This is a genomic window from Roseivirga sp., assembly GCF_965216855.1.
GTDB lineage: Bacteria > Bacteroidota > Bacteroidia > Cytophagales > Cyclobacteriaceae > Roseivirga.
The window spans coordinates 989436-1003271 of sequence record NZ_OZ244204.1; the positions used below are offsets into that span (position 1 = coordinate 989436).

Annotated in this window: 9 protein-coding genes; 2 read left to right on the plus strand and 7 right to left on the minus strand. The window is 44.7% G+C overall.

The window, feature by feature from the left end; translation table 11 throughout:
- Positions 1-791: 791 nt before the first annotated feature.
- Positions 792-2462, plus strand: coding sequence for a glutamine--tRNA ligase/YqeY domain fusion protein (locus ACOOEY_RS04405; protein ID WP_420387457.1), 1671 nt, complete (start codon positions 792-794; stop codon positions 2460-2462).
- A gap of 93 nt (positions 2463-2555) precedes the next feature.
- Here ACOOEY_RS04405 and ACOOEY_RS04410 read toward each other — a convergent pair whose 3' ends face one another.
- A complete protein-coding gene (locus ACOOEY_RS04410) occupies positions 2556-5141 on the minus strand; it encodes an ABC transporter permease (RefSeq protein ID WP_420387458.1) in 2586 nt (861 codons plus the stop codon).
- On the minus strand, positions 5138-5464 hold the full coding sequence (locus tag ACOOEY_RS04415; protein ID WP_420387459.1) for a PadR family transcriptional regulator: 327 nt from the start codon (positions 5462-5464) through the stop codon (positions 5138-5140). The genes ACOOEY_RS04410 and ACOOEY_RS04415 overlap by 4 nt, the downstream gene beginning before the upstream one ends.
- Positions 5465-5589: 125 nt before the next feature.
- On the opposite strand from ACOOEY_RS04415, the gene speB reads away from it, so the two are divergent.
- Entirely contained in the window at positions 5590-6405 is an 816-nt protein-coding gene (gene speB, locus ACOOEY_RS04420; RefSeq protein WP_420387460.1) for an agmatinase, read from the plus strand.
- On the opposite strand, the gene ACOOEY_RS04425 is transcribed toward speB, so the two are convergent.
- From ACOOEY_RS04425 to ACOOEY_RS04445, 5 genes are all read right to left on the minus strand, one after another.
- The gene (locus tag ACOOEY_RS04425) at positions 6391-8163 is read right to left on the minus strand and encodes a metallophosphoesterase family protein (protein WP_420387461.1); all 1773 of its coding nucleotides are present in this window, start codon (positions 8161-8163) and stop codon (positions 6391-6393) included. The two genes, speB and ACOOEY_RS04425, sit on opposite strands and share 15 nt — an antisense overlap.
- A complete protein-coding gene (gene pbfA / locus ACOOEY_RS04430; protein WP_420387462.1) occupies positions 8135-9469 on the minus strand; it encodes a (R)-1-hydroxy-2-aminoethylphosphonate ammonia-lyase in 1335 nt (444 codons plus the stop codon). Before pbfA ends, ACOOEY_RS04425 begins: the two co-directional genes overlap by 29 nt.
- A gap of 10 nt (positions 9470-9479) precedes the next feature.
- Positions 9480-11141 carry an alkaline phosphatase family protein gene (locus ACOOEY_RS04435; RefSeq protein WP_420387463.1) on the minus strand — a complete coding sequence of 554 codons (1662 nt, stop codon included), beginning with the start codon at positions 11139-11141 and terminating at the stop codon, positions 9480-9482.
- 1 nt (position 11142) lies between these two features.
- Positions 11143-12486 carry an alkaline phosphatase PhoX gene (locus tag ACOOEY_RS04440; protein ID WP_420387464.1) on the minus strand — a complete coding sequence of 448 codons (1344 nt, stop codon included), beginning with the start codon at positions 12484-12486 and terminating at the stop codon, positions 11143-11145.
- 221 nt (positions 12487-12707) lie between these two features.
- Positions 12708-13787 (minus strand): sulfatase-like hydrolase/transferase, encoded by a 1080-nt coding sequence (locus ACOOEY_RS04445; protein ID WP_420387465.1) that lies wholly within the window; start codon positions 13785-13787, stop codon positions 12708-12710.
- Between the last annotated feature and the right edge of the window lie 49 nt (positions 13788-13836).

Below are 13836 nucleotides of genomic sequence, written 5' to 3' on the forward strand. Positions count from 1 at the left end.
ACAGGATGCCAAGATACTGTTCAGAACCAGACTGTTATTCAGGTTGCCCTGTACTTGGTCTATCCCTTTTCAGCTTCGCCTATATTACCTGCACTTCGTACAAATAAGCGGGTGAATTTTTGCAGCTTTTTTTGCTTTCGCATGTGTCTGCTCTACTAAGAGCAAGCTCCTTTCATCACATCAGTCTTCCTAAGAATTCCGAAAGCCGTTTCCAGCTTGACACGTTCCCACAACCCTAAGGTCGCAGTGACCTTCACTTGCGATCTGGTCTGTTTCAATACTTCAGCCTGCTTTAATCACCTTTCAGCAGAAAGATTTTTAAAACGTCTTTCGATTACTCCCTTTCAAGTAGTGATCTATGCTAATGAAATGTGTCCCTGAAAGCCACTTTTCATCTTTCCTTCACCGAAGTTCCGGAAATCCGCAATGAAACTTTTGCTGTTTCAGATTTACCTTGGTAAATCCTTTCATTACACTTTTTCAGGCTTCCCCTGAAGAGAGATTGAAATAAAATTTCAGTTCTTTATCCCTCACTTGGTATGTCTAAAGTAGATGTAATAATTTTACACACCAACTTTGTAACTCCCTAGTTTTCAACAAGTTTCCCACCAGCTAATTCACAGAGTTTTCCACAGGGTTATACACATAGTTATACACAGCCTTCTGACTGTCAATCACTTGCCTTTCTCTCCTCACCTTGTATTCCTGACAAAATCTTTGCTTAAGAAGATTCATCGAATCAATGCCGTTTGAAGCATTTTCACTAAAATTGCAGCCTAATTATTACAGAAATGAGCGAAAACGAAAAGCACGAATCTTTGAACTTCATTGAACAGATGATAGAAGCCGATTTAAAATCTGGGAAGCGACAAAGTGTGCAAACTCGTTTCCCTCCTGAACCTAACGGCTACCTGCATATCGGACATGCTAAATCCATTGTACTAAACTTCGGCCTGGCTGAAAAATATAATGGCACCTGCAACCTCCGCTATGACGATACCAACCCGGTAAAAGAAAGCACTGAATATGTTGATGCCATCAAAGCCGACATTGAATGGTTGGGTTATGAATGGAATGGAGAGGCTCGCTATGCTTCTGACTATTTTGAACAGCTGTATGACTTTGCAGTCATATTGATCAAAAAGGGATTGGCTTATGTCGATGATCAGTCGGCAGAAGAGATCAGTGCAGGACGTACCAATCCTTCAGTACCCGGTATTGAAAGCCCTTTCAGAAACAGATCGGTTGAGGAAAACCTGGACTTGTTTGAAAAAATGCGTCAGGGGGAGTTTGAAGAAGGCAGCTGTGTATTGCGTGCGAAGGTAGATATGACCTCCCCTAATATGCACATGCGTGATCCGATCATGTATCGTATCAGAAAGGTGAACCATCACCGTACAGGTGACAAATGGTGCATATATCCTAACTACGACTTTGCCCATGGTCAGTCAGACTCTATAGAGGAAATTACCTATAGCTTATGCACGCTGGAATTCAGAGACCATCGTCCGCTATATGATTGGTTCATTGAACACCTGGAAATCTTCCCTTCCCAGCAGACAGAGTTTGCTCGTCTGAACCTGGGATACACCATAGTAAGTAAGAGAAAGCTACTTCAACTGGTAGAAGAAAATCACGTATCGGGCTGGGATGATCCTCGCATGCCTACATTAAGTGGATACAGAAGAAGGGGTTACACTCCTGAGTCTATCAAGAACTTCGTGAAGAAGGTAGGTGTGGCCAGAAGAGATGGCATCACTGATATTGCTTTGCTTGAGCATAGCATCAGAGAAGACCTGAATAAGAAGGCCAACAGGGTCTTTGGTATTCAAAACCCTTTGAAAGTAGTAATCACCAACTGGCCTGAAGATCAGGTCGAAACGCTTCAAGCCACCAATAACCCTGAAGACGAGTCGGCAGGTACCAGAGACATGCCATTCTCAAGAGAGATTTATATCGAAAGAGATGACTTCCTCGAAGATCCGCCATCACCAAGAAAATGGTTCCGCCTGGGACCCGACCGTGAGGTAAGACTCAAGTACGCCTACATTGTGAAGTGTACAGGTTTCAAAAAGGGTGATGATGGTGAGATTGAAGAAATCTACTGTGAATATGATCCTGAGACCAAAAGCGGTCAGGATACCAGCGGCAAAAAGGTAAAAGGTACTTTAGGTTGGGTTTCTATTGCTCATGCCGTTGAAGCTGAAGTCAGACTGTACGACAGGTTGTTCATGACAGAAAACCTGAACACTATTGAGGATGATTACCTGAACCACCTCAACCCTGATTCACTACAAGTGATTCCTAATGCACAGCTGGAGGCCTCTTTAGCCACTGCCAAACCAGGAGATCAGTTCCAGTTTGAGAGACAGGGTTACTTTGTGGTTGATAAGGATTCTACGGCTGAAAAGCTGGTTTTTAACAGAACTGTGACGCTCAGAGATAACTGGAGCAAGAAATAAACAAAGCAAAAGAAGCTGTCTCTAAACCCTGGTTGCCACACAGATGTAGTAACTATTTCAGGGCTAAGGGACAGCTTCTTTATTCAGCTTCTGCTATTCCATTCTCAAAGTATTGGCCGGATTCATTCGCATGACTCTTACGGTCTGAGAAAAAATAGATACTGCTCCGATCAGTATCGTAAACAGTGTACTCACCAATACCTCAAACAAACCAACCCCTCCACTATACTTATTATAAATACTGACAAAGACGGTATCATAAAAGATATAGGAAGCGGGAACAGCAATGAGCAGGGCAATAATCCACAGCTTAAAATAACTGCTGGCCAAAGCATAGATCAGGTTTCGGCTATTGGCTCCTAATGTTTTTCTGATGGCCACTTCCTTCACTCTGTTTTCAGTGGTATATATAATCATCCCCAAAAGCCCCAGAATGGTGATAGAGACTGCCAGCAGACCCAGAAAACCAAAAAGCTTCAGGGCTACTATGATGGAGTCATAGGCCTTTTCAATCTCCGTATCGAGAAAAGAAGCCTTAAATGGCACATCCGGATATACCACATCCCATCTGGTCTCCAGCCTCTCCAGTGTCTCGGCTAAGTTTTCCGGAGCTACAGAAAACAAAGCGTAACTCACCTCCTGCTCTTTCAGTCGGAAAACCATAGGTTCTATCCTCTCATTCAGCGGTTCATGGTTATAGTCTTTTACTATTCCGGTAATGGACACCAGTTTACCCGAATCAAAGTACTGAATGTTCTCGTTCTTGCTCTGACCCCAAACCTTAAGCTGATTCATCAGGGTTTGATTCACCAGTATCTGCTCTACCTGACGATTTTCAATCATTTCGGTCCCTTCTACTAATTCCAGGCCCATATGGTCGATATAATCCGAATTAACATTAACCACTCTGGTTCGAATGGAGTCCATACCATCGGGACTATAGAAATATGAAACACCTGCGAGAGAGGTTCCAGGTATGCTAGAGGTAAAACTCATCTGGCTAACGCTGGCATCTGACATGAACTCATTCTGGAGTAATTGAGTATCACCCCTAGGAATTGGAGAGACAAGAATATTCTCTTTATGAAAACCATAATTATAGGTTAGGGCATGCTGATATTGCCTTACCAGAACACCAATACCAATCATAAAAGCCAGTGAGGTAATGAACTGGAAAACCATTAACACTTTCCGAATACCCGATATAGAGACGCGACCTCCTTCAGACTTACCTCTCAGGCTGACTATAGGAGAAATCCTGGCAAAGAAGAATGCAGGAATCAGTCCGGTCGTAATACCCAGGACCACGGCAAAAAGCACAAAACTGATCAGTATAGCGGGAGTGATTTCAAAACTAAGAGCTCCTGCCCCAACCAGCATTTGCTGAAAACCGGTTTTGAGGTAGTAAAAAATAACCATACTCAATAGCAATGCTCCCAGGCAGATCAATGTGGTTTCTACCAAAAACTGATTCACAATTTGCCTGGAACTACTACCGACCACTTTCCGGATACCGACTTCCTTTGAGCGTTTCAAGGCCGCTGCAATGGCCATATTGACATAATTAATAACCGCAGGCAGAAGAATTAACAGAGCGGTTCCAAAGAAGATAAGCATGTTGGGCATATCGAATATGACTCCGAGACTATCTTCCAGTAAAGGGCCCGGAGTAATTTCGCCCAAAGGTTGCAAGGAGTAAGTGACCGTTTCTGTAGGTTCAAAGTAGTCAGTACCACTAATACCTAATTGATTGATAGCCGCCTCCAGTTGACTGGCCTCAGTATCAGATTTGAAATAGTAGTAGCTTCCTCTAAATTCAGACCAGTCCTGACTTATGCTTTCAGGATACATGGCCAGCAGGTCAAAACTAAAATGAGTTCTCTTAGGGAATGGGGCCAATACACCGGCTATCTCCAAATGACCCCAGTTTTCTGTCTTGATCACCTGATTCATAGCTGGCTTATCTCCAAAAAGCTTTTGTGCCAACTCGTGTGTAATAATGGTCTTTCCGGGTTGAGCCAGAGCTTCTTTGGAGCCCTGAGCTAAGGGAAAGGAAAACATTTCCAAAAAGGCTGGTTGTGTCAGATACCCCTGAAGTCTCAGCGGGTCTCCAATGCTTTCCACGACCGGAAAGAAGTGATCGTTGATCAAAACTCCCTGCTTTAGGCCAGGTATTGATTCACTACTTACCTCCGCCAGGGGAGCCGGTACAGAGGCGTACACCGATTTATTTCCTGATTGATTAACCGTAGTGGTTATTCTATAGATTTGCTCAGCTTCAGGGTGAAATTCATCGAAGCTTTTCAACTCAATGAACATTGCAATAGCCAGCAAGGCAATAGACATCCCCATAGCAAGCCCCAGAATATTGATGGCCGTAAACACCTTTTGCTTCACTATGGTGCGAACTGATATTTTCAGATAACTCTTGAACATAATTCCTTTGTTGTTATTTCGATATTTCTCGTATTGATTGACTCGTTTCCGTTTTGTCGTAGCGTAGGAAAATATCAGACTCACTACCTGTCTCCAATAGAACCAATTGGCATAGCGTTGACCTCGCTTTTCCAAAGTATGTAAATAGACCTCATGAAGATCTCCAAGCAGATCTTCTACATAGGCCTGACCACAGAACCACTTGAAGATCTTTTCAGGAAGTTTAGGCGGGTCCCAGCTCATTCGACTGATAAGTTTACTTTAGACACTGACCACAATTCATCTCTAAGCGACTTCATGTCATTCAATGCCTGAATGGCTTTTTGAGTAAGCTCAAAATATCTCTTTCTTCTTCCTCCTCTGGTGGCAGTGGGTTCTCCCAGAAAAGAGGTGAGCAGACTCTTCTCTTCCAGCCTGGTTAGTGTCGCATGCAAAGCACCTAAACTGATCTTTCGGCCTGCTCTCTCGGCCAGAGACTCAATAATTGCCGTACCGTAGGCTTCATTTCCTAAATGGGCAATGGTAAGCAAAACCAGTTCTTCGAATTCACCTAAATAACCCTTCATTGATTAGTTTCTATTTTTAATATTAAATAAAAGTACGCCTTAAAATTATATATGTTTCTATTTTTAATAAAAAACTAAGTTCGGGTGCTTATCCTGAAAGACTTATCTTGCCCAAAACTATCTTCATGGCACTTAAGAGAAGCTCAATTCAATCATTAGCAAATAATCACATTGCTCTCCTTGGAATTCCCTTCGATGAACATTCCTCTTTTCTCCGGGGGCCTGCCAAAGCTCCACAACTGATTATTGATGCCATTGAAAGTGACTCTGCTAACTTCTTCACTGAATCACTTCAAAACCTGAATGAACACCCCTCCATCTTTTGGTGTGGTGAGGCTGAACTGGATGACTACTTTTCTATATCACGGCCTATTAGTCAGATTCTGAGTAAAGGTGCTATTCCCTTTTCTCTGGGAGGAGACCATTCTGTCACCTACCCTATCCTTCAGGCCGTCTCACAGAAACACGGGCCGGTCAGCATTCTGCATTTCGATGCCCATTCTGACCTTTATGACGAATTGGATGGCAATAAGTATTCACACGCGTGCCCATTTGCCAGAATTATGGAAGAAGGACTGGCCAAAACAATTACCCAGGTGGGTATAAGAACCATTACTCAGCACCAGCTGGACCAGGCGGATCGATTTGGAGTGACTGTGAATACCATGAAGGACAGAAACTCCCTAAAAGGCCTTAACCTCAACGGACCTGTTTACTTAAGCTTCGATATGGATGTGCTGGATCCGGCTTTTGCTCCGGGTGTCTCACATCATGAGCCGGGTGGATACAGTACCCGCGAGGTATTGGACATTATTCAGTCACTGGATTTAAATGTTGTGGGTCTGGACCTGGTTGAATACAATCCGGACAGGGATATTAATGGAGTTACGGCTATGGTAGCAGCAAAAATCACCAAAGAACTTTTGTCACTCCTGATTTAGTCTGTTGAGCCTATCCTTTGGCTTGACCATTCGAAATTCGTCCAGCACCTCTCCCTCTAAACCAACTGCACTAAATCTCAGTGTATCGCCTGAAGTTTCTATGATGCCAAAATGATGCTGACTCATCACTACATCCATCTCAGGATATGGTGAGTTTTCCTCCGGCTCAAGGCCTCCTCCTGCACCTCCCACAATCACAAAAGCGGTTTGTTGCTGACCATAGTCTTTGATCAGACGTTCATAGTCATGCGTATGACCAGCAATGATCATATCAATTCCGGCTGACTCATAAAGTGGCTCCAGCAATTCTCTGATTGACAATTCTCCATGATAACCGGGCCAGCCCTGAGAATAAGGTGGATGGTGCATTACTAAAAATCGCCAGCGAGCCGTTTTCCATGCTTCTGAATTCAATTGTTCCCTGAACCATTCGAATTGGCTGGCATCAGTCGGCAAACCTACCGGAAAGCTTTCGTTAAAGTCCAGTGCAACAAAAGCCAGTTCTCCTTCACGCCATGCGAAGTAGTTTTCCTGAGCCGGAAGACCGAGGTAACGTTGATAATTATCAGCTCTTAAATCTTCATAATAGCCATCATAATCATGGTTTCCTGGAACGGGATAATGCGTTATGGAAGATTGATGAAGTGATCTCAAAAATCGCAGGTACTCCAGATCATCATCACCCTGGTTCACCAGATCACCGGCCCCCACTGAAAAGCGGAAGCCATATTCATTCGACATTTGCATGATGGAATCGAAAACGGGCCAGCCACTTTGACTATCAGCCCAAACCATAAAGCGATTTCGGGAATTCGCTACACTTTCAGAAAAATCATAGATGGGTGAAACTGTATTCAACTGCTCAATTCTACAACTTAAGCCTGCTTGTTGAACAGGCACCAGAAAGACTCCTTCCTTTCCCTCAACTTCTCTTTGCTGATGCAGGTCATCGGCATTTTCTCCCCAATAAAGAGTAGCTGGCGAATTTGAACTGCTTACCCATCTCAAATAGTATTGATCATCTGTCGATTTCTGCAGAATGGGCTCCGCCAGCAATACAGGTCTGTCTGCCAAAGACTCCAGTGTCTGTTCAATCATTTGGCGGTTCAGGCTATGGATGGCCTCAGCTATACTTTTCCTTTCCTCATTACTTAATTCTAACAAAAAACTCTTTTCCAGAAGCAGTCTTACAGCGGCTCTCAACTCTCTATGGTTTATGTGATCCTGCCAGGCCGATTGTGGAATAAAGCTGACGGAACGAAGGCCTCCGGCCATGGCATTGTTGATTACACGGATGGTCAATTCATGCTGACCTGACTGATCTACAGGGTAGAAATTAGCTAACGCAGGTCTTATACGTTGTCCATTCACCCAAACCTGAGCACCATCATCTGCATTGACCTGAAGCACACCCTTATCCAGAGACACAACAGCCTTATACCATATAGAATGATCCGGTAAGTTGATCCTATGGGGTAGAGTTACTTGCTCTTCTCCGGGAAAGTCTGGCATCGCTACGTCCACTCCTGATTGTGTATCAGAAAGATCAACCTGCCATAGGTTGGAGAGTTGAGTTGCATCGACATCCAGGGGTACCAATTCATCCAATTGAGCAGAAATGCTCTGGTCTAATTGCAGTGTATAATGATTCAAGTCTGTATGTTTATCGTTGCTCCCCTCACAGGCCGTGAAGCAAACAATAATGACACCTAGTATCGGCTTAACCATGTTATGCCTGCTGAATATGCTTAAGTCCATCTTCCAGAGTATTTAAAATGAAGTCAATCTCTTCTTTACTAATGATCAGGGCAGGTTTGAGATTCAGGATATTTTGCTGAATGAGTTTGAAGGAAACTCCCCGTTCAAAACAGTAAGCCATTAGCTGATGTGCTTCATCAATAGCTCTTTCTTTGGTTTCTCTGTTTTTAACCAGGTCAACCCCTAAATTCAGCCCCAGGCCGGTGACATTACCGATTAGCTCGAACTTGTGTTGTAAAGCGAAAAGTCCTTCTTTGAAATACGCCCCCATCAACTCTGCTCTTTCTACCAGGTCTTCCTCTTCTACTACCTGAAGAACTGCCTGAGCAGCTGCCGCGCAGAACGGGCTCTTTTCATGGGTATAGTGACCGATGGACTGCTGCTGCAAGGTATTGAGCTCTTCCCGACCGATAATTCCTGCATATGGAACCACTCCTCCACCAAAGCCTTTACCCACCACCAGAATATCTGGTGTAACGAAATGTTCTGAGGCAAACATCTTTCCCGTGCGTCCGAAGGCCGTGTATATTTCATCGAAAATGAGCAAGACTCCATGCTCATCACAAAGCTTCCTTACCTCTTGCCAATAGTAAGCTGTTGGCACTGTGCTGTTATAAAAAATAGGCTCTGTTACCAAAGCAGCTACTTCAGGCTCCTCCAACAGCCTTTGTTTCAATTGAGCCAGATACCGATCATCTATGTCAGCCTGATCGCTACTCTGCCATGGATTTCGATAATAGTCAGGCAGAGGCAAATGCATGGCACCCGGCATCATGGGACCCAACCCATCACGAAAATGAGGATCAGCTCCCAAACTGACTGCCTGAAAACCTGCCCCATGGAATGTTCCTTCATAAGACAGTGTCTTATACCTGCTCGTATGGTGCTTGGCGAGCATCACGGCCATTTCAATCGCTTCTGATCCTCCGGGACAAAACAGGACCCGGGACAGACCCTCCGGGGCGGCATTCACTAACCTTTCAGCCAGTTTAACACTCGGTTCATTGGTAAATCTTCTTGGCGCAAATGATAAAGCTACATCCAGTTGATGCTTCAATGCCTGAACCACTTTGGGGTGATTATACCCCACTGTATGAACTCCATTGCCATGCAAATCGAGGTATCGCTTACCGCTGCCATCATAAATGCAGGTACCTTCGGCTTTGCTGATTGTATTGAAAACGGGGGTTGAAAGGGTTTGATGAAAAAACACATCTGCATCTCGCTGAAGTAGTTGTTCATCTACATCCGTCAGTTGAGTCATCGCCTGCAATGACTTGACCTGCTCTCCCTGATTGACTGCCATTTCCTGTACTTTACTTATTGAGAAACAGCATACTACCCGGAATGGGCTGTTTGATAATTTCCGGTCCCTGATAGTAAGTACCTAACCAGCTTCCTCCTCCACCATTGAAATAGGCGATACGAATGGAATGCATCCCTTTACTGAGATTGATATTTCCGCCCTGCTCTGTGATACCGTGATCACCATCATTATTAACTACTTGCTGATTATTGATATACAGCTTACTTCCATCATCACTCCTGGTAAAGAATCTATAATCGCCTTCCGACTCAATTTTGATATAACCCTCAAAAACAATGGCTACCTGCTCTTCCCTGCTCAAATCGACATAATGCAGCGATGGCTCCAGCGCGGTACCTTGTTTCACCGGACTTAAGTTTGAAAATACCGGTAGCTGACTGATACCTTCCGTTTCATATTGTTTATAAGTCAAACCATGTCCTGCCGGCCTGTCGATAAACCTAAAATAGCCCGAAGACACCTGACTTACCCTGCTATCATTTTTGAAGATGGCTGCCTGAATCACAGTATGCTCTGTTAAATCCAGAGAGCCCTCAAATATAGGCGAATCGTTACCGGGTAGCTGACCATCGGTGGTGTACCGGATTATTCCATCCTGATTTGGATTAGTGATTTTCAAAGTGGTGCTTTTTCCAACAAATAGTCCTCCTCCTTCTGAATATACATCTGCCTTAGGGCTGATTTCGGGTTGTTGCAAAACTTCAGGGGCATAGTAGTTAAGCTGAACTTCCTTTCCTTCTATAGCTTCCAGAACAGGCCTTCCAATCCAGGCCTGTGGCGTTCTAATATTTAATAAGTAAGCGGCTGTTGCGGGAGTGTCATAGGTGTTGATGGCGCTTTTCAGCTGTTTCGACTTGCGAATATTCTTCCCCCAGGCTATCCATGGAATCTGCTGTTCAGCCAGAGACTCTCCTCCGTGGCCCTTGCCTATACCGCCATGGTCTGCCGTAATAATGATGACGGTTTCCTTCGCCACTCCTGATTGCTCTACTGCCGTTTTAATCTGGCCGATCAACAAATCGGCCTTTTCCACAGCTTCGTAATATGCGGAAGTGCCGTGGCCTTCTCTATGCCCTGCATGGTCTACGTGATCGAGATGTACGAAAAGGAAATTCGGCTGTTCGGCCTTAATGTATTCTACGGCTCTCATGGTAGTCTCCTCCTCTCCCTTGGCATGCTCCTGATGGGTAGGACTTGAATGGTCGAAGAGATTTCCAAATCCGCCCCAGTCATAGATTATGGCTGTTTTGAGTTCCGGTCTTTGGTCTTTGGCTACTTTAAAAATGGTTGGAAAGAAAGCGCCAGTCCCCGAAACCTGAGTGGGTAATTGGTTTCTGTCTTTTCTCCAATCATTAGAGGTTACTCCATGCTGAGCCGGGCTGGCTCCCATAATTAAGGAGGCCCAATTGGGACTACTGACCGTAGGTAATACTCCCCTGGCTACCATGGAGAAAGCACCTTCCTGCATCATTTGATCCATGTTTGGAGTACGGGCTTTCCGAACTCCATCGGGACTCATACCATCTACACCAATGATAATAACATGCTTTGCCAGTGGCTCTGACTTCTGAGAGCCACAACCTAAAAGCAATAGGAGTCCCAGCACAGCACCAGAAAGCGCTGTGAAATATCTTCTGACTGTCTTTTTCATACTATGAAAGTTTATCCCATGGACCGGTTATGGCCAGGGTGTCTCCATTTTCCTGAATGTTCACAAAAAGTGTTTTTCCTGAAGGGGAAAAAGTAAGTCCAGCGAATTCTGAACCTGAGCTTCTATTGCAGGCTATATCGTAGAGTTCACCTTCTTTGTTAATGCCTCTGATATGGTTGAGTTCACCATTATCTTCAGCCAGTATCACATCGCCCCAGGGAGCGATGGTCAAATTGTCGCACATATGCAGTACGCTTTTATCTTCTGATTCAGCAAAAAGCTCTAAGGTCATCTGATCATCAGTGCCTGGCACCAGACGAAATACCTGTCCGAATTTCTGAGCCCCTCCGTTGGTACAGGCAAAATAGATTTCGCCATTTCCATACCACATGCCTTCACCACGAGCGAAACGGGCGGCTCCTTGTTCGAAGCCTCTTAATCTAAGGTCGTCTTCTTCGGGATCTACATTTTCCAGATCGATCCATTCCACTTCCAGTTTCTGGTTAAGTGAAATGCTTCTACCCTCCCAGTTCCTTGTATCCATACCCGGTTGACCTTTCACGGCCAGGGCCTGAAGCTTGCCACCGGCATGAATATCATTCTTGTCATCGGGAATGAATCTGTAAATCAGTCCATCGTGACGATCTTCTGTCTGGTAAACTATATGGGTTTCAGGATCAACTGCTACAGCTTCATGGTTGAAGCGTCCCATGGCCTTAATAGGTCGCGGTGCTGCCACCCTTATTGCTGAAGAAGCCGGCACTTCGAATACATAGCCATGATAATGCTCAATATTTCCCTGCGGTCGGGTGATGTCTTCTTCACAAGTCAGCCAGCTACCCCATGGCGTAACTCCTCCGGCACAGTTTCTATAGGTTCCAGCCAGGCTCAGGTATTGACTTTCTACCTGACCGCTAGTCTCATCATATACAAGGGTACTTGTACCACCCAGGCCGGGTAACTCCATCTTTCCTGCATCGTAGAGGTTTTCCTCTCCAAAAGCTTCCAGCAATTCATATTCGGCACCAAAGGCACCTTCCAGAGCGTCCTGAGGGCTATTCTCATGATTTCTAACCAGAATAACCTTACCTCCGGCTCCCTCAAAAGCCCCCATACCATCAGACCTTGCAGGTACCAGAAGACCATCTGACATTCTATCTCCTACTTGTGAAATTACCCTGTAGCTGAAACCCTCGGGTAAATCGAGGTATTGCTTAGGGTCACTTACCAGTTGGCTGGTCACCTCAGCAGAACCTCCCTTTGAAGCACAGCGCGCCAGGGTTGAAAACCCAATGCTGACAATAATGGATTGCTTGATAAATTTTCTTCTACTTGTTGCAGTCATGTTGGCTGTGTTGAGTTGGAAAGGGGCTGCCTCAAAAAATGAGTTCCATCATTCTGTCCTGAAGCTTCGAGCTTAGAATTTCCGGCTCTTCCGGTATACCAAGACAAGTTCAGGGTGATTCTGTATATTTTGAGACAGCCTTCTCTCCGATGTAAACAAAACCTAATCTAGTTCATTGGTTTACTATCCTTGGGTTTTGCCTTGTAAACACTTTGTTAAGTTTATTTCAAAAAGCCTTTAACCGGCTTTCCTGCGCCTTTTAAATCATACTTCAAACCTAATAGTTGAGCCACAGTGGCGGCCACCTGATTCTGATAGTATTGACCACTGTCTGCTTCTCCTTTTGCCGGAGTATCTGGTCCAATAGCCGCCATCCATATTTGACCAGCATTAGAAATGTCTGTACCGTGGCTTCTCCATGTATCTATAGGGTCAGTTCCTCTGCCATGATCTGTAGTTATAATCAGGGTAGTTTTGTCTTTGTATTGCGGAGTAGACTGAATGTACTCCCAAACTTCTTTGATGAATTGATCAGTTTGTCTGGCCGATTTGAGGTAATGGTCATACTCTCCATCGTGAGCGAAATCATCAGTCTCGCCATAGGCAATATACACCAGACGCGGAGAATGTTTCTTCACATACTCCATAGCAAAATGGTGGGTAAAGGCATCCAAACGCACACCTCCCCAGGGACCAGGAATTTCATCCTGAAGTCTGTTAAGAAAGGCTTCTTTTTCTGTCAGAGGGGTGTCTGTAGATTTTTCAAAACCTGCGTTCACCGGCACACCGCTTCTTTCTTCATTGACGATATAAGGGAAGACATCCCAGGAACCGAAAGCAGCTACTTTTCCTTCAAAGCCCTTCTGCTTGTTGACAAATTCCAGAATAGTTTCGTTGGGGTTAGGGATTTTGCTATTCGAATTGATTCTCTCATCATCTGCTTTTCCGGTTAGAATTTCATTGTAGCCGGGATATGAGAACCACATATTATTGGTGCAGTTGACCAAGCTTCCCAGGGTTCTGTTACCCAATAGTTGACCTTCCTTAGCGAGCACAGACCAGAAGAATGGCATTAGGGTTTCCCTCCTTTCCAGGGCGGTTTCTCTCCAGAATAATTCTGAAAGCTCAGTGGTATTGTCCACGTATTTCTTGTTCCCTATCAGGGCTTCATCGGCTCCGGTATAGAGTTCCTGCCATCTAAGTCCATCGAGGGTAATAATAAAAACATTCTCGGTTTTTTGCTGTGCACAGGCACTGAGGCTAATGAGGGCAAAAAGTAAAACGACTGCGTTTTTTTTCATGGTTTAAGAGTTAAGACGGTTATGGTCAATGACCACAACCGTCTATATG

Coding starts and splice junctions, on each gene's coding strand:
- pbfA (WP_420387462.1), bottom strand. CDS start 9,469: ATGGCAGTCAATCAGGGAGAGCAGGTCAAGTCATTGCAGGCGATGACT.
- ACOOEY_RS04425 (WP_420387461.1), bottom strand. CDS start 8,163: ATGGACTTAAGCATATTCAGCAGGCATAACATGGTTAAGCCGATACTA.
- ACOOEY_RS04445 (WP_420387465.1), bottom strand. CDS start 13,787: ATGAAAAAAAACGCAGTCGTTTTACTTTTTGCCCTCATTAGCCTCAGT.
- ACOOEY_RS04405 (WP_420387457.1), top strand. CDS start 792: ATGAGCGAAAACGAAAAGCACGAATCTTTGAACTTCATTGAACAGATG.
- ACOOEY_RS04415 (WP_420387459.1), bottom strand. CDS start 5,464: ATGAAGGGTTATTTAGGTGAATTCGAAGAACTGGTTTTGCTTACCATT.
- ACOOEY_RS04440 (WP_420387464.1), bottom strand. CDS start 12,486: ATGACTGCAACAAGTAGAAGAAAATTTATCAAGCAATCCATTATTGTC.
- speB (WP_420387460.1), top strand. CDS start 5,590: ATGGCACTTAAGAGAAGCTCAATTCAATCATTAGCAAATAATCACATT.
- ACOOEY_RS04435 (WP_420387463.1), bottom strand. CDS start 11,141: ATGAAAAAGACAGTCAGAAGATATTTCACAGCGCTTTCTGGTGCTGTG.
- ACOOEY_RS04410 (WP_420387458.1), bottom strand. CDS start 5,141: ATGAGCTGGGACCCGCCTAAACTTCCTGAAAAGATCTTCAAGTGGTTC.